Below are 22813 nucleotides of genomic sequence, written 5' to 3'. Positions count from 1 at the left end.
AGGATGGCCTCAGATGCCGCCCGTGCCCAGGGCTCCGTACATCACGGCGGCCAGCAGGTCCTGCGGCTTCAGCTCGCGCGCGCCGTCGGGGGCCTGGACGGGGACGGCGTCGCCGCCGCCGAAGGCCATCCGCAGCGGCAGGTGCACGCCCTTGGCCTGCGCCTCGTCGCTCAGGAACTGCTCCAGGTCCAGCGTCAGCCCGGTGAGCTGGCCGCGCCGGATCTCAAGATCGGCGTTGACCTTCCGGTCCGGCACCGTGGCCGGGTCGAGCGGGGCGCCCAGCGCCGCCAGCGCGCGGGACAGATCGGGCGCCGCCTTCCGCGCCGGCATCGAGACGGTGACGTGCTCGGCCCCGCCGTACTCGCCCGCCTTCTTGAACTCCGCGTGCCTGCCGAGGGTCTTCTCCAGGCCCTCCAGGAACTCCCGCTCCGATTCGCCGTTCAGCGCACGGCCCGCGGCGGTGGCCCGGCCCACGCGCTTGCTCGTCTCGTCGTTCGTCTTGGAGGCGGCCTTGCTCTTCTTGCCGAACTCGCCCTTCTTCTCGTCCCGCGTGATCTCCTGCGCCGCGCGCGCGAAGTCGTCGAAGGACTCGGGGTCGGCCTCGACCCACTCGCCCCTGAGCGCGTCCTTGGCCGAGCCGAGCGTGGTCGGGAGGTCCTTGGCGAGCGCGACGATCTTGCGGGCGCGCTCCCGGTCGGACTTCGAGTCGCTCAGCCTCGCGACCAAGGAGCGCAGGCGGACCCGCACGTAGAGCTTCTCCTCGACCGACTTGGCGGACAGGACGTCCGTGGTGCCGAAGTTGAGGGCCGTCGCGAAGCGGAGGCGCTCGGAGCGGTTGAGGTCCTTCAGCGGGGTCCTCTCGCGGTCCGAGCCCACCGCGAAGGTCAGCTCGCCGCGGGAGAGGAGCTTGGCCGCCTGTTTCGTCGTCGCGCCCCGGGGTGCGCCCGCCGCGCGCAAGAAGGCGTCGGCGTCGGTCGCCGTGCCGTCCACGGAGACCAGCACGCTGGCCGACGGCTGTTCGCCGAGCCTCTCGAAGGCGTGCTTCACCTTGAGGCCGGTGGTGAGCTTTTCCGCCGTGCTGCAACTGACGAGGGTGACGGCCAGCGCGGTGGCGGCTGCCGCCGTGGCTGTCAGGCGCGCGGGGACTCGGGTGACACGCATGTGTCGAGGGTACGTGGCGGCGGCTTTCCCCCGCCCGTCCCCCGGCGTTCGGCCGGGGAGACCCCCGCGAAGGAAACGGTGAAGGGGTGGAGCGGGGGCAAGAAGTAGGGTCGGCGCGTGAACGGTATCGGACGTCAGCCATGGGTCGTGGGGGTTTCCGGGGCGTCGGGGACGCCCTACGCGGCGGCGGTCATCCGGGGGCTCCTGGAGGCGGGGGAGGACATCGACCTCGTCGTCAGCCGGGCCTCCCGGCTGACGATCCTGGACGAGAACGGCCACCCTTTCCGCGACGCCCACGCCGAGAGCGACCTGCGCCGGTGGCTGGCGCGCGGTGCCGACGGGCGGCCCGACGCGTTCGACGTCGACCCCGCGCGGGTGCGCCACTGGCCGCCGGGGGACCTGGCGGCCGGGCCGTCGTCCGGGTCGTACCAGGTCAAGGGGATGCTGGTCGTTCCGGCGAGCACGGCGTGCGTGGCCGGGGTGGCGCTGGGGCTGTCGAAGGACCTGTTGCAGCGCGCGGCAAGCGTGACGCTCAAGGAACGGCGCCCGCTGGTGATGGCCCTGCGCGAGACCCCGCTGAACGGCCAGACGCTGCGCCACCTCGTCACCCTGGACGAGGCGGGCGCCGTGGTGCTGCCGGCCTCGCCCGCCTTCTACGCGGGCGCCCGGCACATCCAGGACCTCGTGGACTTCGTGGCGGGCCGCGCGCTGGACGCCGTGGGGGTGCCGCACAAGCTCTACCGCCGCTGGGAAGGGGAGCTTGGTCGGGGGAGTTCGGGCCCCATGCCTTAGATTCGTGGTCCGGACTTCTACGAACGGGAGGCAGCGGCATCCATGGACGCGGTGGACAGGCAGCTCATCCAGGCCCTGCGCGAGAACGGGAGAGCCTCCTACGCCGAACTCGGCCGGCTCGTCGGACTCTCGGGCCCCAGCGTCACCGACCGCATCAACCGGCTGGAGGCGGCCGGGGTGATCACCGGATACCGCGCCACCGTCGATGCCCCCTCCCTCGGCCTCGGGGTGACCGCGCTGATCGGTATCCAGCTCTCGGACGCCACCGACCACGAGGACGTGGCCACCAGGCTGCGTGACCTCCACGAGGTCGAGGACTGCTGGTTCATCGCCGGCGACGACTCCTACATGCTCAAGGTGCGGGCCGGTGACGTGGACGACCTGGAGCGCACCATCAGACGCCTCTCGGGCACCAAGGGCGTCTCTCGTACCCGCACCACGATCGTGCTGTCCACCAAGTGGGAGAACAGGGTCGGGGAGCTCCCCGGCGAGGAGCCGCTTTGAGGGCGCGGTGCCGGTCTGAGGGCGTGGCGCCGAGCTGAGGGCGTGGCGCCGGTCTGAGGGCGCCGTGCCGCCGCGCTGGAAGGCCCCGTGCCCGGCGAATGGTGCGAAAAGTGGTGGCGTAGGCTCGTGCGCGGCACTCGGAACGCGGATTCCCACCTCGCGGAGCCGGTCGGATCGGGCCCCTCGCCGGGAAGACGCAGCAGACAGATGAGGCAGGTGGCGCGAGGCATGGACGCGGGATTGCGGGAGCGGCTCGTCCAGATCGAGGCGAAGGTCCGCTCCGGTGAGCGGCTGAGCCGGCAGGACGGCATCGACCTCTACGACTGCGACGACCTCGCCTGGCTCGGCGGCCTCGCGCACGAGGTGCGGACGCGCAAGAACGGCGACGTCACGCACTTCAACATCAACCGCCATCTGAACATGACGAACGTGTGCACCGCCGCGTGCGCCTACTGCTCGTTCCAGCGCAAGCCGGGCGAGAAGGACGCGTACACCATGCGCATCGAGGAGGCGGTCCGGCTCGCGAAGGAGATGGAGGCGGACAACCTCACCGAGCTGCACATCGTCAACGGGCTCCACCCCAACCTGCCCTGGCGCTACTACCCGCGCTCGCTGCGCGAGCTGAAGGCGGCGCTGCCGGAGTCGGTCTCCCTCAAGGCGTTCACCGCGACCGAGATCCACCACTTCGAGAAGATCTCCGGGATGAGCGCGAGCGACATCCTGGACGAGCTGATCGACGCGGGCCTGGAGTCGCTGACCGGCGGCGGCGCGGAGATCTTCGACTGGGATGTCCGTCAGCACATCGTCGACCACGACACCCACTGGGAGGACTGGTCGCGCATCCACCGCCTCGCGCACCAAAAGGGGCTCAAGACCCCCTGCACGATGCTGTACGGGCACATCGAGGAGCCCCGGCACCGGGTGGACCACGTGCTGCGGCTGCGGGAGCTCCAGGACGAGACCGGCGGCTTCCAGGTCTTCATCCCGCTGCGCTATCAGCACGACTTCACCGACATGAAGGACGGCAAGGTCCGCAACACCCTCCAGGCACGCACCCAGATGGCGACCGGTGCCGAGGCGCTGAAGACCTTCGCGGTCTCCCGGCTGCTGTTCGACAACGTGCCGCACGTCAAGGTGTTCTGGGTGATGCACGGGGTGAACACCGCGCAGCTCGCGCTCCAGCACGGCGCCGACGACATGGACGGCTCGGTCGTCGAGTACAAGATCACGCATGACGCGGACGACTTCGGCACCCCCGACAAGCTCACCCGCGACGACCTGCTCGACCTGATCCGCGACGCGGGCTTCCGGCCCGTCGAGCGCAACACCCGCTACGAGATCCTCAACGAGTACCCGGGCCCGGACCCCGAGCGGCGCGAGGCGCCGCAGCCGATGCGGGTGTAGCACCGCCGACGCGGGCGTGGCACCGCCGACGCGGGTGCGGAGCGAGGTGGGTGGCCGCCCGGATGCCGGAGCGGGAGGGCGGCCGGGGGCCTGCTGATCGCCGCGGGGGCTGTGCTTGACTGGAAGGGATCGCGAATCCCGCCCAAACGCCCCGAACGCCCAAGAAGCACGGAGAAGACACCGTGAGCACCTCCACGTCGCACGCGACGCTTCGCTACACCACCATGCGGATTGGCATTTTCGTCGGCTGCCTCGTCCTCGCCGGGGTGCTGGCGCACTTCGGGCTCATTCCCGCCGGTATCGGCGACTCCAACCCGGTCTGGGTGGTGCTGGTGGCGCTGATCGTTTCGGCCCCGCTCAGCTATGTGCTGCTGCGCAAGCAGCGCGAAGCGATGTCGGAGCAGATCGTCGACGGCGTGGGCAAGGCCAAGGAGCGGCTGGCGGCCAACCAGAGCCAGGAGGACGGCGTGCAGTCGCAGAGCAATCCCCGCACCGGCTCCGCGTGACCGTTTTGTCCTCCATGTAACCCTCCTCACACTGTCAGCAGCGCCCCATCGGGAATCTCCTTCATCCGGTGGGGCGTTGAGTTTCTCCGTGACCGCATCCCAAAGGAATGCTTTGGGTAGGCCAAACGCGGAGTGTTAACGTGACCGACATGATTTACGCAGCCACCACCCCCGACGCGCACCCGGGACGACCCGGCCTCGCGCTCGTGGGGCGGCTGCATGTCGATCTCTGCCGCTGCATGTCGGCGACCTGTCGCTGAACGCGCGGCCGGACTACCCTCCGGCGCGACCCCGCGTCGCCCCTTGCGACGTCCCCCTCCCCATCCCCTGAGAGTCCGCTCTCTGACGCCTCCGGAGTCTGTCCGTGCCTTCGTCGTCATCGTCCGATACCGCCGTGCCCGCGACCCGCTCGCGGATACCCAAAGTCCCCTTCTGGGCGCAGATCCTGCTCGGCCTCGTCCTCGGTGTGCTCCTCGGCTGGGTGGCCCGCAACTGGGACGTGGCCTGGCTGGGAACCACGCTCACCAAGGTCGGTGAGATCTTCGTCCAGCTGCTGAAGCTGGCCGTCGCCCCGCTGGTCTTCTTCGCGATCACCATCTCGATCACCAACCTGCGCAACGTCCACAACGCCGCGCGCCTGGCCACCAGGACGCTGCTGTGGTTCATGGCGACCTCGCTGATCGCCGTCGCGCTCGGCCTGGTCATCGGGCTGCTCACCAACCCCGGCTCCGGCACCGGGCTGTCGGCCAAGGACGCCGCCAAGCCGGAGACAAGCGGCTCGTGGCTGGACTTCCTCACCGGGATCATCCCGACGGACATCATCACGCCCTTCACCGAACTCCAGGTCCTCCAGATCGTCTTCATGGCGGTCGTCGTCGGCATCGCCGCGCTCAAGCTCGGCGACAAGGCCGAGCCGATCCTCAAGCTCGGCGAGTCCGTCCTGGCGCTCCTCCAGAAGGCGCTGTGGTGGATCATCCGGCTGGCCCCGATCGGCACCATCGGTCTGATCGGCACCGCCATCAAGGACTACGGCTGGAACCTGATCGGCAGCTACGCGACCTTCACCGCCGACATCTACATCGGCTGCGCGATCGTCCTCTTCGGCGTCTACCCGCTGCTGCTCGCCACCGTCGCCAAGGTCAACCCGCTCCAGTTCTTCAGGGGAGCCTGGCCCGCGATCCAGCTGGCCTTCGTCTCCCGCTCCTCGGTGGGCACCATGCCGCTGACCCAGAAGGTCACCGAGCGCCTGGGCGTGCCGAAGGAGTACGCGTCCTTCGCCGTGCCGTTCGGCTCGACGACGAAGATGGACGGCTGCGCCTCGATCTACCCGGCCATAGCGGCGATCTTCGTCGGCGAGTTCTTCCACGTGGACATGGGCGTCAAGGAGTACCTGCTGATCGTCTTCGTGTCGGTCATCGGCTCCGCCGCCACCGCCGGACTGACCGGCGCGACGGTGATGCTGACGCTCACCCTCTCCACGCTGGGCCTGCCCCTGGAGGGCGTCGGGCTGCTGCTGGCGATCGACCCGATCCTCGACATGATGCGCACCGCGACGAATGTGGCGGGCCAGGTCGTCATACCCGTACTCGTCTCGGCCAAGGAGAAGATCCTGGACCGGGAGGCGTTCGCCAACGCCCGCAGCTTCAGCCTCGATGAGGCCGACGCCGCCGCCCAGGAGCCCTCCGCCACCCGCACTCCGGCGACCGTCAGCTGAGACAGACGTACCCGCTCCTCCGGCCCAGGCCGGAACCCGTTTCCGCGCCCCCGGCCCTGTGACCGGGGGCGCGTAGGCTTGCGACGACCATATGAGGGCGGGGTTTTGACGGGGGACCAGGGCACGAGGGGTTGGGAGCGCGTGGGGCAAAAGCGCATGCCGCGTGAGGTCCGAGAACGGCAGATGCTGGACGCCGCGGTGGCGGCGTTCGCGCGGAACGGGTATCAGGCCGCTTCGATGGACGACATAGCCGAGGCGGCCGGGGTCTCCAAGCCGCTCGTGTACCTCTACCTGAAGTCCAAGGAAGAGCTGTTCATGGCCTGCGTCCGCCGCGAGGTCGGCGCGCTCGTCGCCGCCGTACGGGAGGGGACGCGCGAGCGCGGGGCCGCCGCCGACCAGCAGCTGTGGAACGGGCTCACGGCCTTCTTCGCGCACACCGCGGCGCGCCCGGACGGGGTCGCCGTGCTCCACCGCGCCCGCACCCAGGGCGAGCCCTTCGTCCGCGAGATAGCCGCCATGCGCGCCGAGCTCGCCGCGCTCGTGACCTCGCTGCTGGGCCAGGCGGCGCGGGACGCCGGGTGCGACAGCGCGCTGGCCGAGCGCGAGGTCTCCGGTCTCGCCCAGGCTCTGGTGGGTGCGGCCGAGTCGCTGGCGGAGTGGGCCAACATCCTTGCGAAGGAGACCCCTTCGAGCGCCCCTTCGGCCCAGGAGACGGCGGCGACGCTGATGAATCTCTGCTGGTCGGGGCTGCAAAACCGCATGAAGGGCGAGCGCTGGCTGCCCACTTTGGGCGTCCACTGAGGCGGCGCCTCGGTTGCCCTTTTTCCTGGCGGGGGCGCCCCTGGCTGTTCTTTGCAGGGTGCGGGTGCTCCCCCCCAGCTCTTCGAGCAGGGAGGTACCCCCAGGCTGGTCGCTCCCCCAAGTTCTCGGCTTCTCCCCCAGCCGTCGGCCGGGAGGGGCCCCCAGGACTTGGGGGAGGAGCCGCATATGACACAGCCCCGCGCCCCTTCGGGACGCCCCCGGCGTTCGGACACGGCACCGGTCCTGGACCTGTGTACGTCCGATGAAGGTGGGCGATCGGGCATTCCCCAACTCGCTCGGTTCCCGTAAATTTACTTATGAGTAAGGTTACTTGTAGGTCAGGATCTCGGCCGAGAAGGAGTTCCGTTCGCGGTGCTCGGATGGTGAGGCCCTCGCCAAGTCGCTCTGCGAGCGGGACGCTCCTGGTGAAGCGAAGGGCTCAACTCCGGTTGTGCGGCGGGCGGGAGGGGCTCGACGCAGGTCACTAGGAGGAGCCGCCCAATGTCTGTGGAGTCCGCAATGCCCCCGGCGCCGACGCTCGTGGAGCCCCACAAGCGTGTGGTGGACGGGCGTGTGCGCGAGGTTTCCGTGCCGCCGCTGGCGTCGGCGGTGACCAGCGGATCGCTCGGGGACATCCCGTTCACCAACGCCGTGGAGGCACCGGACGAGCCGGTGCTCAGCCGCAAGGGGCGGGACGGGACGTGGTGGGACATGCCGGCCCGGGACTTCGCGGCCGAGGTCCAGGCGATGGCCAAGGGCCTCGTCGCGCTGGGTCTGCGCCCGGGAGACCGGGTGGCCATCATGGCGCGTACGACCTACGAGTGGACGCTCACCGACTTCGCCGCCTGGGCGGCGGGCCTGATCACCGTGCCGGTCTACCCGACCTCCGCCGCTTCGCAGGCCCGGCACATCCTCCAGGACGCGGGCGTGCGCGCCTGCTTCGTGGAGGACGTCGAGCAGTCCCGGCTGATCAGCGCCGAGCGCGGCAACCTGCCCGATCTGGAGCACCTGTGGCAGTTCAGCTCGGGCGCTGTGGGGCATGTCGTGGACGCGGGGCGGGAGATACCGGACGCGCTGGTCGACGAGCGCCGGGCACAGGTGCGGCCGGAGAGCATCGCCACCCTCATCTACACCTCGGGCACCACGGGCCCGCCCAAGGGGTGCGTGCTCAGCCACGGCAACTTCTTCGCCGAGGTCGACAACGCGATCGAGCTGCTGCACCCGGTCTTCCGGGCGGTCAGCAAGGATCCGCCCTCCACGCTGCTGTTCCTGCCGCTGTCGCACGTCTTCGGCCGGATGGTCGCGATCGGCTGTCTGCGCGCGCGGGTGCGGCTGGGGCACGCGCCGAGCATCCGGACCGAGGACCTGCTGGCCGACCTGGCGGGCTTCGGGCCGACCTTTCTGCTGGGCATCCCGTACGTGCTGGAGAAGGTCTACAACACCGGGCGGGCCACGGCGGAGAAGATGGGGCGCGCGTCCTCCTTCGACCGGGGCGCGCGGATCGCGCAGCGCTACGGCGAGGCCGTCGAGGCGCAGGAACACGGGTTCGGACCGGGCCCCGGCCTGGGGCTGCGGGCCGCGCGCGGGCTCTACGACGCGCTGATCTACCGGCGGATACGGGCGGCGCTGGGCGGCCGGTGCCGCCGTGTCATCTGCGGCGGCTCCCCGCTGGGGCACCGGCTGGCCGCCTTCTACGAGGGCGCGGGCGTCACCGTCTACGAGGGCTACGGGCTCACCGAGACGACGGCGGCGGCCACCGCGACGCCACCGCTCAAGCCCCGGCTGGGCACGGTGGGCTGGCCGATGCCGGGGACGGCCGTACGCATCGCGGACGACGGGGAAGTACTCATCAAGGGCGGGCACGTCTTCGGCGGCTACTGGGACGCCAGGACCGCGACGGCCGTACCGCATCTCGACGCCGAGGGGTGGATGCCCACCGGCGACCTGGGGGCGCTGGATTCCGAGGGCTACCTGAGCATCACCGGCCGCAAGAAGGAAGTGATCATCACCTCCGGCGGCAAGAATCTGGCGCCCGCCCCGCTGGAGGACTGGCTGCGCTCCCATCCGCTGGTCAGCCAGTGTCTGGTGATCGGCGACAACCGGCCGTACGTGGCCGCGCTGTTGACCCTGGAGCCCGACGGGCTCGCGCACTGGCGGCAGATGCACAAGAAGCAGGGGCTCAGCGACACCGAGGTGCTCACCGACGAGGATCTGCTGCGCAACCTCCAGCAGGCCGTGGACGAGGCGAACTCGCAGGTCTCGCGGGCCGAGTCGATCCGCCGCTTCGCCGTGCTGCCGGGCGACTTCACCGAGGAGCGCGGCCACCTGACCCCGTCGATGAAGCTGCGCCGGGGCGCGATCGTGCGGGACTTCGCGCAGGAGATCGACAAGCTGTACGCGCGCTGACCCCCGCAGGGCGCGCGCCGACCGTCGCCCTCCGCGCGCTGACCCTCGCCCTCCGCACGCCCCGGAGTGCGCTGTTCCCCCGGTCGCCCGAGCGTAATGCCTTGGCCAAAAAGAGGTACCGTGCGATAAGTACCAGATAAAGCAGAGCCGGGGGACGGGACAGACGCCTCCCGCGCGCCGGGAGGGACACGGGATGACGACACCCCCGCAGCCGCCGAATCAGCCTCCGGGCGGGCCCCCGGGCGGGGGTGGCTTCGGTCCGCCGCCCTCGGACCCGCCGCCCTCGGGCCAGCCCCCGTCCTCGGGTCAGCCCGTTTCCGCTCCGTACGGCGGAGGGCCCTACGGCTCACCGCCGGCCGGGGGCGGCTTCGGCCAGCCGCCCGGCGGCCCCGGCCCCTACGGGCAGCCGCCCGGCGGACCCGCGCCCTACGGCCAGCCGCCCACACCGACGCCGCCGAACAACAACAAGGTCGTGGCGATCGTCGTGGCCGTCGTCGTCGTGGTCGCCCTCGCGGTGGGCGGCACGCTGCTGGCGATATCGGGCGGGGGCGAGGACAAGAAGGGCGACAAGGCCGACTCGAAGGAGTCCTCGAAGGCGGACGGGCCCAGCGACGAGCCCTCCGCGAGCGACTCCGAGGACCCGGCCGAGCCGTCGCCCAGTCCGAGCGAGTCGGACGCCAAGTACGAGCTGGCCTTCCCCAAGACGCTGGAGAACGGCGAGTTCACCAGGCGTAAGGACCTCAGCGACCAGGTCAGCGGCGGCGGTCCCGGCGAGGAGGCCCACATGGGCTCGTACGCCAAGAACAGCGACAGCACCCAGCGCATCCTCTACGCCTCCGCCAAGGGCAACGACTACGGCAATCCGGACCTGTCCAAGGACCAGATGATGAAGGGCATGGAGACCAGCCCCGCGATGGATGTCGCCGTCAAGCGCCGCGACATCACTCCTGACGGTGCCGAGGATCCGCTGACCTGCGAGGTGCTGGTCAAGAGCCAGCAGGGCCGCAAGCTGACGATCCCGGTGTGCGCCTGGAGCGACCCGGGAACGGCCGCGTATGTCGCCAACGACAGCCTCAAGACCTACTCGGTGCCCCCCAAGAGCATCGACCTGGAGGACTTCGCCGACCGGGTCAACACCATCCGCGACGAGGTGCGCTCACCGGCGGAGTGAGCTTGACCTGAAGTCCGGTTCAAGTTGAAGACTTCTTCCCACAGCGCGACGCGACGTGCCCGCCGCACAGCAGGCGGACAGGTCGGACAGCTCGGACAGTGAGAGGAAGTGGTCTCCGTGCGCGGAATGCGGATGGGGCGGTTCGGCGGACCCGGCGTACTGGAGGCCGTCGAGCTGCCCGAGCCGGTGGCGGGCCCCGGCGAGGTCGTCATCGGAGTGTCGTACGCCGACGTGATCTTCATGGAGACGCAGGTCCGGCGCGGTGAGGGCTTCTTCACCCCGCCGCTGCCCCACGTCCCCGGCGGCGCCGTCGGCGGGCGGGTCGTGGCGGCCGGTGCGGGCGTCGAGGAGGCGTGGGTGGGCCGCACCGTCGTCGCCAGGACCCTCGCGCCCGAGGGCGTGGCAGCGGGCGGCGGCTACGCGGAACGCGCGCGGGCCGATGTCGCGGAGCTCAGTGCCCTCCCGTACGCGCTCGGACTGCGCGAGGCCACCGCGCTGGCACACGACGGGCCCACCGCCGTACGGATCTTCGACAATGCCGTCAGCGACGGGAGCCTGCGGCCCGGCGCCCGGGTGCTGGTGCTCGCGGCGGCCGGGGGCCTGGGGGCGTTGCTGGTGCAGCTGGCGAAGGCCGCCGGCGCGCAGGTGATCGCGGCGGCGCGCGGCGAGCACAAACTGGCCCTCGCCGCACGGAAGCTGGGCGCCGACGAGGTCGTCGACTACTCCTTGCCGGACTGGACCGACCGCGTGCTCCAGGCCACCGGCGGACGTGGCGTCGACGTCGTCTTCGACGGCGCGGGCGGCAAGCGGGGGCGTGAGGCGCTGGAGACCACCGCGCGGGGGGCCCGCTTCTCCGCGCACGGCGCGCCGGGCGGGGGTTTCGCCGAGATCGGCCCCGGACTCGCGGCCGAGCGGGGCGTCACGCTCGTCGGTATCGAACAGGTCCAGCTCACCCCGGACGAGTACAAACCCCTGCTGGACCGCGCTCTGTTCGAGGCCGCCGCGGGCCGCCTGCGCCCCGTCATCGGCCAGACCTTCCCCCTGACGGCGGCGCCCGAGGCCCACGAGGCCGTGGAGTCCCGCGCCGTACTGGGCAAGACGCTGCTGACGGTGGAGTGACGGGAGCCGGGGCGGGGCGGGGCAGGGCGGCGGGCGCGGGCCGGAACGCCGAAAGGCGGTTCCCCGGCCTTCGGCAGAAGACCGGGAAACCGCCCGGGAAGCGGAACGCCGCTGGATCAGCGGACGGGCGTCCGGATCAGTGGACCGGGGTCAGGCATCCCTGGCGACCATCGTGACCACGGCCTTCATGAACTTCCTGCGCATTTCGCTTCTCCGTTCCGTTCAGGGCGTTGCCTTGTGCGGTGGTGCTTCTTCGCGCGCTCACTGACGGCAGTGGCCGTCCGGGGAGGTGTCAGCGGGCGAAGCTGGTGCCGAGGCCGGCGCGCGAGGCGGGGGCGCCCAGCGCGGTGGGGCCGTAGGAGACGACGCCCTTGGTGGTCAGGCCGTCGTCCGTGCCGAGCAGGGTCCACACGGCGCCCGCTTCCGGCTCCTTCGTGGTGCCGCTCTCGATCGGTGCGCCGATGGAGAGGTCGGCGTGCTTGTCGCCGTCGGTGTCCTGGAGAGTGACGGCACTGCCGAACCGGTCGCCGGCCTCGCTGCCGCCGGGCACGCCCGCTGTGCTCTGGTGGTACGCCTTGGCGCCGGTGCCCTTCAGGCCGCCCTTGGCGCCGAAGAGCTGGATGACCGCACCGCTGTCGCGGCCCTTGGCGCCCTTGCCGAGGTCCTCGCCGGGCAGGCCCGCGGCGATGTCGGCGTAGCCGTCACCGTTGACGTCGCCCGCGCTGAGAGCGGAGCCGAGCTCGTCACCCTTCTCGTTGGTGCCGGGCACACCCTTGCTCTTCTGGCTGAGGGTGGTGGTGCGGCTCTTGCTGGGGCCGTCCTTGGTGCCGTAGAGGACCTTGATGGTGCCGTGGTCGTCGGGCAGGTTCTCCACGTTCTTCTTGGGAACGGTACGGATGACCAGGTCGCCGAAGCCGTCGTTGTCAACGTCACCGACGGTGCCGTTCGCCGCGGGGTCGACCTCGGCGGGCTTGTCGCTCAGCCCCTCCTTGCCGCCCTTCCAGACGCGGGTGGGATCGGCGGTCTCCTCCGTGGAGTTGGTGGTGATGACGTCGTCGAGGCCGTCACCCGTGACATCGCCGGTGACGATCTTGTCGGGGCCGAACTCCGAGCCCGAGGGCAGGTTGGCCTTGGAGGCGGGGGCGCCCTCTCGGGTGAAGGGGCCGTACAGCACCCGCAGCTGGTCGCCGTCGCCACCCTCGTCGCCGGCGACCAGGTCCGACTTGCCGTCGCCGTTGAAGTCGCCCGCGCCGAATACCCGCGAGCTGACCTTGAGATCCTTGGAGAGGGCCGCGCCCTTGGTGAGGCCCTTGCCCTTGCCGCCCCACACCAGGGTCAGTCCGCTCCGGGTGTCCGAGGAGCCCACCACCAGGTCGGTGGCGCCGTCCCCGTCCAGGTCCCGGGCCACGGAGCGGTCGCCCCACCGCTCGCCCAGGGCGGACTTCCCCGAAATGCCCTTGCTGCTGCGGTTGACGACCTGCCGCTTGGAGGTGTCCGAGCCGTCGGCGCCGCCGTTCACGACCGTGAGGTACCCGGCCTCGGACCTTCCGTCGACCTTTCCGTTGGGCGCCGAGGTGACCACGTCGGCCTTGCCGTCGGCGTTGAAGTCCGCCATGGGAACAGCGGCCTTGGCCTTGGCGGCCGGCTTGGAGGTGGCGGCCCCCGCGGTCAGCACACCGGTGACGGCGATACCCGCGACCAGCGCGGTCAGCCCGATGACGCGGCCTGCCGTGGCGGTGGCGGCTGCCGATCTCCACCGCGCGGTGATGGCTTTGTGCTGCACTGAAGACCCTCCTGAGTGTGCGGCGCACTTGGGGTGCGGTGCACAGGACCGGGCGACTGCGCTGACCAGTCGCAGGGGATGTACGGACGAGTGCTCTTGCCCTGCCAGGCCCCCATATCTGACCGGACACAAAGTTCGACGGACGTTCCGGCGGAAAGGTTCATGACGATCCGAAAAATCTTTGGAACTTACCGAACGAATCGTGCTCCGAGGGTGGAAATCCTCGAACGCATGGGTCCCTTCGATGAGCGGTCCTTGGGCGGGCAGTCCTCCGGTGAGTCGCCGGAGCTGGTCTGGTACGCCTCCTACGGGTCCAACACGCACCGCGACCGGCTGGCGGCGTACATCGTCGGAGGGCGGCCCGAGGGAGGGACGCGGGAGCATCCCGGCTGCCGGGACCGGCGCATGCCCGCCGAGTCGGTGCCGGTCGAACTGCCGGGCGCCCTGTACTTCGCGACCGTGTCCCCCGTATGGGGTGGCGGGCGGGCCTTCTACGACCCGGACGCCGAAGGCCGAACCCTTGCCGTGGCCCATCTGGTGACGCCGAGTCAGTTCTCTGACATCGCGGCGCAGGAGATGTACCGGCGGCCGGGCGCCGGCCTCGACCTGGCGGGCGTGCTCACACGGGGGCGCGCCGCGCTGGGGGACGGGCGGTACGAGACGCTGGTGTGCGCCGGAACGCTGCGCTCCCGGCCCGTACTCACGTTCACCGCGCCGTGGGGCGCCGGAGACGTACCGTACGTGCCGCCCACGGCCGCCTACCTCGCCCATCTGGCGGCGGGGCTGCGGGAGTCGGGCGGCTGGAGCGGGGAGCGGGTGGCGGCCTACCTCGCAGCCGCGGGGGCGCTCACGCGCGGCGCGGACGGGCACGGCGCGGACGCGCGGGGTACGGACGTGAACGGTGTGGATAACGCCTAGGCAGGCTCCGCCTCGTCCGCCCCCATTCGCCGCTTCGGTGGGGCGGTTCAGCCCCGCACGGAGGTGATGAAGCGGGTCCACGCGGTGGTGGGGAAGACCAGGGTGGGGCCGTGGGGGTCCTTGCTGTCGCGGACGGGGACGGTGTTGGGGATGTTGTCCGCCACCTCGACGCACGCCCCTCCGTTGGCGTTGCTGTAGCTGGACTTACGCCACCTGGCGGTGCTCAGGCTCGGTCGCGGGGTATGCGTCATGACTGCTCGTCAGTCTCGGACGGAGGTGATGAAGCGGGTCCACGCGGTGGTGGGGAAGACCAGGGTGGGGCCGTGGGGGTCCTTGCTGTCGCGGACGGGGACGGTGTTGGGGATGTTGTCGGCCACCTCGACGCATTCTCCCCCGGTGGCGTTGCTGTAGCTGGACTTACGCCACTTGGCGGCGCTCAAGTTCGGTCGGGGAGTGTGCATGGTGTGTGCTCCTCAACTGCGCGTTGGATGTAGGTCCGTGACTCACTGGGCGTGAGGGCCGAGTCCCGCAAAGCATCGTAGGACAGGCGGAGGTTGGCCACCTCCTTTGCGTCCGCGACCACGGTGGCCGTGTGACTGCTCTCCTGGTAGGCCGCGTTGGCGCCGTCGGCCTGCCACAGCAGGCTCAAGTTGGCGCCTGCCAGTTCATGCAGACCGGATGCGAACGGCAGCACCTGGAGGGTGACGTTCGGCCGGTCGGCCATTTCGGCAAGATGCGTGAGCTGGTCCCGCCAGGTCTGAGGAGTCCGGGGCACTCGGCGGAAGCAGGCTTCGTCGAGGATCGCGCGATAGTGCAAGGCGCCATCCTCGCCGAGTCGTTCCTGTCGCGCCATCCGCTTCGTCAGCTCGGTCTCCACCTCTTCCTGACTCCAGATCGGCCAGGTGTTCACCAAGGTTCGCGCGTAGCTCTCCGTCTGGAGCAGACCGGGCACGGTCGATGTCGCGTACTGGTGTAGGACGGTGGCGCTTGCCTCCATCTCCATGTAAGCGCGATACGTATCGCGCACATGCTCCTCCTTGGCCAGGCGCCACAGCAGGGTGAGCGTGTTGCCCGTGCCGTACAGGCCGTCCAGCTTCGCGACCAGGTGCTCGGGGCCGAGCTTCTGGCCGAGTTCCATCTTGTGCAGGTCGGAGCGGTCGTAGTGAGCCTTGTTCGCCAGTGAGCTGAGTGACCAGCCGCTCTTCTCGCGGTGGTGCTGCAACTGCTCGGCGAGCAGCCTCCTGGCCGTCAGTGGTTGTCGGCCGGGGCGGGGGCCGGGTACCTGTTCATCCATGCAACTCTCCGCATAGGCAATGTCGTTGACCCACAGTTTTCGGCTGTTCAGCGTACGCCGCCGCATGCAGTCTAGGTAGCTGTCCGAACACGAACGGTGAGGAACGGAAGGCGCCATGCTGCTGCGAACTACACCCACCCCGCCACCCCGGTGGCCGGAACCGGTCGATGGATGCGGGGTGTGCGCCGCGCACGCGAAGGAGCGTGCGGGGGCCTACGACGGGCGGGACTACAGCGCCGCCACCGACGCGAACGTCCTGCTCGGCCGGCACAAGAGCGAGGCGCACCGGTGAGCGCGGAGGCATTGGTTAGCGGGGAGATGATCTGCCCGAAGGCATACCACGACATGGAGCCGTACGGGGACGGCGGAAACCTCTTCCACTGTCCCCGGCACGGCGTGATCGTCATCGTCGGGACGCCGGGGGACGGGCCCCCGGGGGCCTGCGCCGGTCCGGCGCCCGACGACCGTTCACCTGGAGGTCGGTCCGGAGGTCAGAACGGGCGGTCGCCGACGATGGCGACGCGTTCGGCTACGCGGCGGTGTCCGGCGTAGTCGAAGAGGGCGTAGTGCTGGGTGGCACGGTTGTCCCAGAAGGCGATGTCGCCCGGCTGCCAGGAGAAGCGCACCTGGTACTCGGGGACGTGCGCCTGGCGCACCAGCTCGGCCAGCAGCCGGTCGCTCTCCGCCCGGTCCATGCCCACGATGTGCGTCGTGAACGAGGTGTTCACGAACAGCATCTTCCGGCCCGACTCCGGATGGGTGCGCACCACCGGGTGCTCCACCGGCGGGAACTCGTCCTGGAGCTCGATCAGCTTCTCGCGCGTGGTGAAGCGCGCGAAGCCGGGGATGAAGTCGTGCACCGCGCTCGCCCCGTCGAGGCGCTCGCGCACCTCCTCCGGGAGGTTGTCGTACGCGGCGGCCATGTCCGCCCACATCGTGTGCCCGCCGATCGGGGGCACCTCGCGCAGCTGGAGCACCGCGCCCATCGCGGGCCGTTCGCGGAAGGTGACGTCGGTGTGCCAGACGTTCTCGTACGTCGGACGGCCGCCCGCGCCCTTCTCGAAGCGGGCGACCTCGTCGCTCGCGCCGCGTGCCAGCAGCGGGTTGGTCTCCAGCTCGCCCCAGTGCCGCGCGAAGCCGGCCTGCTGTTCGGGGGTGAGGTGCGCGCCCCGGAAGAAGAGGACCTTCCACTCCAGCAGCGCGCGGTTCAGCTCCTCGCGCACCGCGGGCTCCAGGGGCCGGGTGAGGTCGGCGCCGCGGATCTCCGCGCCGATGACGCTGGTCTGCGGGTGAACCTCGATGTGCGCGTACGGCCGCTCCTCCCAGCCCTCGGGGAAGGGGCGCAGGAGGCGGGTGCCCTCGTAGAGCCCACCCTCGGGCACCCGGGCCTCACGGAGGGTGGCGGACTGGGGTGTGACGGGGTGGGGCGCGGTGATGCTCATGGGTGTGGTCCTCCAGGGGATCCGGTGGCTGTGGGAACTGGCGCGGTGCGGAAGCCGTGCGGCAGCTACAGACCGGAGCGCTCACACCCACGCCGCCAGGGGATGCCGAGGCGTCCTGCCGGGTGTGCGGAGTGAAGGACCATGCGTCTCATTCTGGGATCCGGACCGTGAGACGTCAACACCGCCCCGTACGGTCACCCTGGGGGGGCGACGGGGGCCGTACGGGGCGACGACCTGGGGCGCTCCTGTCAGGCGCGCGGCACCGGACCGATCGCGCGGCCCGCCCACGGGGGCGGCTCCTCGGTGAGCCCGGCGAGCCGCTCGCGCACCTCGGCGGGAAACGGAACGCTGCCCTCCCCACCCACGTGCAGCGCGAACAGCTCACTGGTGGCGACCAGTTCGTGCCCCACGGTGGCGGGTTCGTCCGCGACGCTGGTGGGCTCGTCCGCGACGGCGGTGGACCCGTTCGCGATGGTGGCGGACCCGTTTGCCACGGCTGCGGACTCGTCCGCCGGACCGGCGTACATCTCGTGCGCGAACCGCAGCTTCTTCGCGTCCACGCCCAGGATCCGCGTACGCAGGGTGAGCGGGGTGCCGTCCTCGACCTCACGGAGGTACCGCACATGCGCCTCCACGGTGTAGAGGGAGCAGCCGCTCTCCTCGCGGTAGCCAGGGCCGAGGCCGACGGCGTCCATCAGCGCGTCGGTGGCGTGGCCGAAGACGAGGACGTAGAACGCCTCGCTCATATGGCCGTTGTAGTCGATCCACTCCGCGCGGACCCTCTGGTGGAAGTCCGGCAGCCGCCCGCTCACGCCGTACCGCCCCGCTGCCCGCCGGGAAGTCCGCCGCCGGGCAGCCGGCCGGTGGCGCGCAGGACGTCGATGACGCCCTGGTCGCGCTCGGCGACCAGGTCCGCGATGGTGCGGCCGTCCGCCGCCTCCTCGCAGCCCTCGACCATCGCGTCGCGCAGCTCCCGGTCCAGCTCGGGGGCCTCCAGCCGGGTCCATGGGGACTTCAGCGAGGGGCCGAAGTGGTCGAGCATGTGGCCCATTCCGCCCTCGCCGCCCGCGAGCGCGAAGGTGAGGCAGGGGCCCATGAACGCCCAGCGCAGCCCGGGTCCTTCGGTGATCGAGTCGTCTATCTCCTTCACCGTGGCCTCGCCGTTGGCGACCATGTGCAGCGCCTCGCGCCACAGGGCCTCCTGGAGGCGGTTGGCGATGAATCCGGGCAGCTCGCGGTCCATGGTGATGACCGACTTGCCCGCCACCTCGTAGAAGCGCGACGCCCACTCGACGGCAGTGGCGTCCGTACGCTCGCCGCCCACCACTTCCACCAGCGGAATCAGATACGGCGGGTTGAACGGGTGCCCGACCAGCAGCCGGGACGGGTCGGCCGCCTCGGTCTGCATGTCCGTCATCGGATACCCGGAGGTGGACGAGGCGATGACGACACCCTCGGGCGTCGCCGCGTCGAGCTGCGCGAGCAGCGAGCGCTTCAGCTCCAGCTTCTCGGGGGCGCTCTCCTGCACGAACTGCGCGTGCGCGCAGGCCGCTTCCAGGGTGGGGGCGAGGGTGAGCCGGTCCTTGGACGCGCCCTCGGCCGGCCCGAGCTGGGTGAGCGCGGGCCAGGCGGCGTCCACGAGCCGCCTCAGCTTTTCCGGGGCGTCCGGGGCGGGGTCCCAAGCGGTCACGTCGTAACCGCGCGCGAGGAAGTGGGCGACCCAGCCGCCGCCGATGACGCCTGCGCCGATACAGGTGACGCGCCGTACGTCTTGGGGTGCGGTGGTCATGGTGCTCCTTTGCTGTGATGGGGCGTGCCCGTGGTGTCCCGGCCCCCGATCAGGCAATCGCGCTTGCGGCACCTCCCGGCCGGAGGCCGGGGAGCGGCGGAGGCGGGGTGAGGGGCGGGGGCCGGGTGAGGGGCGGGGGCCAAAAAGAGGGGTCAGGCGCGAGGCTTGAGGCCCAGCCGGGCGCGGGCCTCATCGGGAGAAGCCACCGAGGCCCCCAGGGACTCGGTGATCTGCACGGCGCGCTCCGTGAGCTGGGCGTTCGTCGCCTTGACCCCCTTGCTGAGGTACAGGTTGTCCTCCAGCCCCACACGCACGTTCCCGCCCAGCAGAATCGACTGCGCCACCCACGGCATCTGCATGCGCCCCAGCGCGAAGGACGCCCACTGCGCCCCGGCCGGCAGGAAGTTGACCATGGAGGCGAGAATGCCCGGCTCGGCAGGCGCACCCCACGGAATGCCCATGCACAGCTGGAAGACCGTCGGGTCGTCCAGCAGCCCTTCGTCGAGCAGCTGCTTGGCGAACGCCAGCTGCCCGGTGTCGAAGATCTCCAGCTCGGGCCGCACCCCGAGCTCCTGGATGCGCCGCGCTCCCTTCCGCAGCATCTCGGGCGTGGAGATGTAGAGGTTGTCGCCGAAGTTGAGCGAACCGCAGTCCAGGGTGCAGATGTCGGGGAGCAGATCCTCCACGTGCGGCAGCCGGTCGAGGCCGCCGACCAGGTCGGTGCCCTCCAGCGCGCCCTTCTCCAGCGGCTGGTCGGCGTCGAGGACGAGGTCGCCGCCCATGCCGGCGGTGAGGTTGATGACGACATCGGTGCCCGTCTCCTTGATCCGCTCGACGACCTCGCGGTAGAGGCGGGGGTCGCGCGAGGGGGCACCGGTCTCGGGGTCGCGGACGTGGATGTGGACGACGGCCGCTCCGGCCCCGGCTGCCTCCACCGCGGACGCGGCTATCTGCTCGGGGGTGACGGGCACATGCGGGCTCCGTCCGACGGTGTCGCCGGCGCCGGTGAGGGCGCAGGTGATGATGACGCTGTCGTTCATGGGCATGGGAAACCTCCGTTGGGGTGGGGGTGGGGGTGGGGGTGGGGGTACTGAGGGACGAGACGAGGCGGAGGGCAGGCGGAGAGCAGAAGGAGGACCGGAGAGGGCAGGGCGAGGGGCGAGGGCGAGGGCTAATGGGGAAGCAGTTCGGTTCGCACATGGGCGAGCAGTGCCGCGTGCATGTCGTCCGCGCTGGTGCCGCCCCCGCTCATGCCGTCACTCCCGGCGCCTTCGGCGGAATCCCCGCCGTCCCCGCCGTCCGCGCCGTTCGCACCGTTCGCACCGCCTGTGCCGTCCGCGCCGGCGAGGACCTGTGAGGCCAGCCCGTCGACGAGGGCGGTCAGCCGCAGTGCGCTGAACTCGGGGTCGACGGGGCGGAAGACGCCCTGGCCGATGCCGCGCCGGATGACGTCGGCGACGGTCGTGCGCCACTGCCGGTAGTAGTCGACGTGCAGGCGGCCGATGGCGGTCGAGCGGGCGGCCTCGGCCCACAGGTCGAGCCACACCAGCCACTGGCGTCGCTGCTGCGGCGTGCGGGGCGTCTGGAGCGCGAGCACCTCGCGCAGCTCGGCCGCCGCGTCCTCGGCCCCGGCCTCGGCGATGCGGGCCGCGCGGCTGGCGGTGTCCTCGTCCATGCACCAGCGCACGGCGGCCTCCAGCAGTTCGGCGCGGCCGGGGAAGTGGTAGTGGATCGTGGCGGTGCTGGTGTCGCAGGCGGCGGCGATGTCGGACACGCGTACGGCGTGGAAGCCGTGCTCGGCGATGAGCCGCACCGTCTCCCGCACGATCTGCAACGGGCGCCCGGTGGAGGGGAGTTGGGACGCGCCCGGTGCGGGAGACGGTGCGGGAGACGGTTCGGTGGTGGAGGGGGCGCCGGCGGACGGCGAGGGAAGCGCGGGGGCGCCGGGCGCGGGGTCGCCGCGGGTGGGGGCGGCCCCGGCCGAGGCGGGGTCGACGGCACGGGAGCCGAGCAGCCACGCCGCGTCGACCTCACCGGCGTCGGCGATACGGGCCAGTTCGGCGACGGTGAAGCGGCGGGTGCCGCTGAGTGAGCGGGAGAGCTTGGAGGGGTCCATCACGATCCGTCGGGCGAACTCCCGCTGGCTGCACCCGGCGGCCTCGACGACCTTGCGGACGCGCTCGGCGACCTCGCCCGCGCCGTCCTCGATCCTGTCGCCCGTTTCCTTCCGCATGGCCGCCACCGTACGAGCGCGTTGAGATAACCGCAATGAGTGCGCGCTCTCTATGCCCTGTTTCCTCCGGTAAAGGACGCTAATTTTCGTCGCGTTGTGGTGCTGACTAACGCATCAGTCGGCACCCCAACGCACCCACAACCCACCCACAAAAACGCACCCACAAAAACGCACCCACAAAAACGCACCCACAAAAACGCACCCGCGACGCACCGCTACCCCTGCGCGTAACGGGCGGAAAGGGCGGCCACGGCCTTCAGCAGGGCCGCCCGCAGGGACGGCGGGCCGAGGACCTCCGCCTCGGCGCCCAGGCTGAGCAGGTCGGAGACGGCGACCGGCTCGGACTCCACCTCCAGTTCGGTCTCCACCCAGCCGTCGCCGTCCGGCGGGCCCGCAGCCGCCAGCGCCCGCTCGCCGGGGGCGCCGAACTTCGCCGGGAGCAGCCACTGCGCGGTGGGGGAGAGGCGCACCCTCGCCATGTCCTGCCGCAGCCAGGACTCCAGTCGGCGCGCCGACTCGGCCCAGTAGGCGGCAAGATCGAAGCCGGCGGGCCGCTCGAATGTCCGTCCGTCCGGCGTGGGCTCCGCCTCCTCGAATCGGGAGATCCGGTATGTGCGCACGGCTTCGTCCGCCTGGGCCACCGCGTACCAGATGCCCCCCTTGAGGACAACGCCCAACGGCCGTACCTCGCGGCGCACTTCGCCCCGCCACCGCTGGTAGCGCACGCTCAGTACCCGCTGTTCCCACACGGCCTCGGCGATACGCGGCAGATGGGGCACGGGCTCGGCGTCCTTGAACCAGCCCGGCGCGTCCAGATGGAAACGGTCCTGGACGCGCCGGCTGCGCTCGGCGAGAGCGGCCGGGAGCGCGGCGCGCACCTTCAGCTGGGCGGTGGTCAGCACGGCGCCGAGCCCCAGCTCCTGGGCGGGGCCCGGGAGCCCGGACAAGAAGAGCGAGCCCGCCTCGGAGTCGGTGAGTCCGGTCAGCCGGGTGCGGTAGCCGTCCAGCAGCCGGAAGCCCCCGGCGGGGCCTCGGTCGGCGTAGACGGGGACCCCCGAGGCGCTGAGCGAGTCGATGTCGCGGTAGACGGTGCGCACGGACACATCGAGCTCGGCCGCCAGCTCCGGCGCCGTCAACCGGCCCCGGTTCTGGAGCAGCAGGAGGAGGGAGACAAGCCGGTCGGCACGCATGCGCCCATTCTCGCGCGGCGCGTTCTGGTGCCTGGCGAAGATCTCGGCCGTACCTGACAGAAGATGTCAGGTACGCCGATGAGGATGCCTGTACGCCATCACCACCGCACAGCGAAAGGCCTCACCATGACGCAGCAGACGCAGAAGGCTCAGCAGACCGTCACCGGCAGCTTCACCGTCGGATCCTGGGACGAGAAAGAGGTCACCGACGCGGCCCGCAGCCCCCGCCTCGCGCACGCGGCCGTCGTCAACACCTTCACCGGCGGGATCGAGGCGCGGGACACCGCGTGCGAGTACGCGCTGGTGTACGTGGGAGAGACGCGGGGGGTCTTCTCCGGCATGGAGGTGCTGACGGGCTCCGTCGAGGGACGGGAGGGCTCCTTCGCGCTCCGGCACAGCGGCTCGTTCGACGATTCGGGCACCATCAGCTGCACCTTCGAGGTGGTGCCCGGCTCCGCCACGGGTGACCTCGCCGGGCTGGCCGGAACGGGCTCCTACGAGACCCGCCCCGGCGACCAGAGCGTCCCGGTGACCTTCACCTACGAGCTGGGCTGACGGCCCGCTGCCCCGCCGCGGCGGCGGAACA

General features: G+C 71.0%; 23 protein-coding genes. 12 read left to right on the top strand and 11 right to left on the bottom strand.

The window, feature by feature from the left end:
- Positions 1-9: 9 nt before the first annotated feature.
- Positions 10-1161 (bottom strand): hypothetical protein, encoded by a 1152-nt coding sequence (locus OHB04_RS17975; RefSeq protein ID WP_326688709.1) that lies wholly within the window; start codon positions 1159-1161, stop codon positions 10-12.
- 126 nt (positions 1162-1287) lie between these two features.
- On the opposite strand from OHB04_RS17975, the gene OHB04_RS17970 reads away from it, so the two are divergent.
- From OHB04_RS17970 to OHB04_RS17930, 9 genes are all read left to right on the top strand, one after another.
- Positions 1288-1953 (top strand): UbiX family flavin prenyltransferase, encoded by a 666-nt coding sequence (locus tag OHB04_RS17970; RefSeq protein ID WP_326692793.1) that lies wholly within the window; start codon positions 1288-1290, stop codon positions 1951-1953.
- A gap of 42 nt (positions 1954-1995) precedes the next feature.
- Positions 1996-2457 carry an Lrp/AsnC family transcriptional regulator gene (locus OHB04_RS17965; protein ID WP_326688708.1) on the top strand — a complete coding sequence of 154 codons (462 nt, stop codon included), beginning with the start codon at positions 1996-1998 and terminating at the stop codon, positions 2455-2457.
- A gap of 228 nt (positions 2458-2685) precedes the next feature.
- Positions 2686-3861: an aminofutalosine synthase MqnE gene (mqnE, locus tag OHB04_RS17960; RefSeq protein WP_326688707.1), complete on the top strand. Its 1176-nt coding sequence runs from the start codon at positions 2686-2688 to the stop codon at positions 3859-3861.
- A gap of 182 nt (positions 3862-4043) precedes the next feature.
- Complete coding sequence (locus OHB04_RS17955; RefSeq protein ID WP_326688706.1) at positions 4044-4367, top strand: DUF4229 domain-containing protein; 324 nt, start codon at positions 4044-4046, stop codon at positions 4365-4367.
- A gap of 364 nt (positions 4368-4731) precedes the next feature.
- The gene (locus tag OHB04_RS17950; protein WP_405804978.1) at positions 4732-6081 is read left to right on the top strand and encodes a dicarboxylate/amino acid:cation symporter; all 1350 of its coding nucleotides are present in this window, start codon (positions 4732-4734) and stop codon (positions 6079-6081) included.
- Positions 6082-6237: 156 nt separating this feature from the next.
- Positions 6238-6882: a TetR/AcrR family transcriptional regulator gene (locus OHB04_RS17945; protein WP_326807798.1), complete on the top strand. Its 645-nt coding sequence runs from the start codon at positions 6238-6240 to the stop codon at positions 6880-6882.
- A gap of 501 nt (positions 6883-7383) precedes the next feature.
- The gene (locus tag OHB04_RS17940; RefSeq protein ID WP_326688705.1) at positions 7384-9288 is read left to right on the top strand and encodes an AMP-dependent synthetase/ligase; all 1905 of its coding nucleotides are present in this window, start codon (positions 7384-7386) and stop codon (positions 9286-9288) included.
- 193 nt (positions 9289-9481) lie between these two features.
- The gene (locus OHB04_RS17935; protein WP_326688704.1) at positions 9482-10459 is read left to right on the top strand and encodes a hypothetical protein; all 978 of its coding nucleotides are present in this window, start codon (positions 9482-9484) and stop codon (positions 10457-10459) included.
- A gap of 126 nt (positions 10460-10585) precedes the next feature.
- Positions 10586-11578, top strand: coding sequence for a zinc-binding dehydrogenase (locus OHB04_RS17930; RefSeq protein WP_326692789.1), 993 nt, complete (start codon positions 10586-10588; stop codon positions 11576-11578).
- Positions 11579-11870: 292 nt separating this feature from the next.
- On the opposite strand, the gene OHB04_RS17925 is transcribed toward OHB04_RS17930, so the two are convergent.
- Positions 11871-13361, bottom strand: a complete 1491-nt coding sequence (locus tag OHB04_RS17925) for an FG-GAP and VCBS repeat-containing protein (RefSeq protein ID WP_326807797.1) — start codon at positions 13359-13361, stop codon at positions 11871-11873.
- Positions 13362-13592: 231 nt separating this feature from the next.
- Here OHB04_RS17925 and OHB04_RS17920 point away from each other — a divergent pair, with 231 nt between their 5' ends.
- On the top strand, positions 13593-14279 hold the full coding sequence (locus tag OHB04_RS17920; RefSeq protein ID WP_326807796.1) for a histone deacetylase: 687 nt from the start codon (positions 13593-13595) through the stop codon (positions 14277-14279).
- 47 nt (positions 14280-14326) lie between these two features.
- Here the strand turns inward: OHB04_RS17920 and OHB04_RS17915 are convergent, their stop codons facing one another.
- From OHB04_RS17915 to OHB04_RS17905, 3 genes are read right to left on the bottom strand one after another with little or no spacing between them, the layout of a single operon-like run.
- Positions 14327-14530: a DUF397 domain-containing protein gene (locus tag OHB04_RS17915; RefSeq protein ID WP_326807795.1), complete on the bottom strand. Its 204-nt coding sequence runs from the start codon at positions 14528-14530 to the stop codon at positions 14327-14329.
- A 9-nt stretch (positions 14531-14539) separates the two neighbouring features.
- Complete coding sequence (locus tag OHB04_RS17910) at positions 14540-14740, bottom strand: DUF397 domain-containing protein (RefSeq protein ID WP_326807794.1); 201 nt, start codon at positions 14738-14740, stop codon at positions 14540-14542.
- Positions 14716-15639, bottom strand: a complete 924-nt coding sequence (locus OHB04_RS17905) for a helix-turn-helix domain-containing protein (RefSeq protein WP_326688700.1) — start codon at positions 15637-15639, stop codon at positions 14716-14718. Before OHB04_RS17905 ends, OHB04_RS17910 begins: the two co-directional genes overlap by 25 nt.
- Before the next feature lie 49 nt (positions 15640-15688).
- Between OHB04_RS17905 and OHB04_RS17900 the strand changes: the two genes are divergently transcribed.
- Entirely contained in the window at positions 15689-15865 is a 177-nt protein-coding gene (locus OHB04_RS17900; protein WP_326688699.1) for a hypothetical protein, read from the top strand.
- Positions 15866-16064: 199 nt separating this feature from the next.
- Here the strand turns inward: OHB04_RS17900 and OHB04_RS17895 are convergent, their stop codons facing one another.
- The 6 genes from OHB04_RS17895 to OHB04_RS17870 form a co-directional block, all read right to left on the bottom strand.
- The gene (locus OHB04_RS17895; RefSeq protein WP_326688698.1) at positions 16065-17015 is read right to left on the bottom strand and encodes a TauD/TfdA dioxygenase family protein; all 951 of its coding nucleotides are present in this window, start codon (positions 17013-17015) and stop codon (positions 16065-16067) included.
- A gap of 248 nt (positions 17016-17263) precedes the next feature.
- Positions 17264-17827 (bottom strand): thioesterase family protein, encoded by a 564-nt coding sequence (locus OHB04_RS17890; protein WP_326688697.1) that lies wholly within the window; start codon positions 17825-17827, stop codon positions 17264-17266.
- Positions 17824-18804: a 3-hydroxyacyl-CoA dehydrogenase NAD-binding domain-containing protein gene (locus OHB04_RS17885; RefSeq protein ID WP_326688696.1), complete on the bottom strand. Its 981-nt coding sequence runs from the start codon at positions 18802-18804 to the stop codon at positions 17824-17826. The genes OHB04_RS17890 and OHB04_RS17885 overlap by 4 nt, the downstream gene beginning before the upstream one ends.
- 152 nt (positions 18805-18956) lie before the next feature.
- Complete coding sequence (locus tag OHB04_RS17880) at positions 18957-19850, bottom strand: 3-keto-5-aminohexanoate cleavage protein (protein ID WP_326688695.1); 894 nt, start codon at positions 19848-19850, stop codon at positions 18957-18959.
- A 125-nt stretch (positions 19851-19975) separates the two neighbouring features.
- On the bottom strand, positions 19976-21037 hold the full coding sequence (locus OHB04_RS17875; protein WP_326688694.1) for a TetR/AcrR family transcriptional regulator: 1062 nt from the start codon (positions 21035-21037) through the stop codon (positions 19976-19978).
- Between the two features lie 215 nt (positions 21038-21252).
- Positions 21253-22227 carry a helix-turn-helix transcriptional regulator gene (locus tag OHB04_RS17870; protein ID WP_326688693.1) on the bottom strand — a complete coding sequence of 325 codons (975 nt, stop codon included), beginning with the start codon at positions 22225-22227 and terminating at the stop codon, positions 21253-21255.
- Between the two features lie 126 nt (positions 22228-22353).
- Here OHB04_RS17870 and OHB04_RS17865 point away from each other — a divergent pair, with 126 nt between their 5' ends.
- Entirely contained in the window at positions 22354-22782 is a 429-nt protein-coding gene (locus tag OHB04_RS17865) for a DUF3224 domain-containing protein (protein ID WP_326807793.1), read from the top strand.
- Positions 22783-22813 lie beyond the last annotated feature (31 nt).

It is taken from the genome of Streptomyces sp. NBC_01775, assembly GCF_035917675.1.
Taxonomy (GTDB): domain Bacteria; phylum Actinomycetota; class Actinomycetes; order Streptomycetales; family Streptomycetaceae; genus Streptomyces.
Note: the sequence above shows the minus strand (reverse complement) of the source record. Positions and strands in the feature narration are given on the sequence as shown.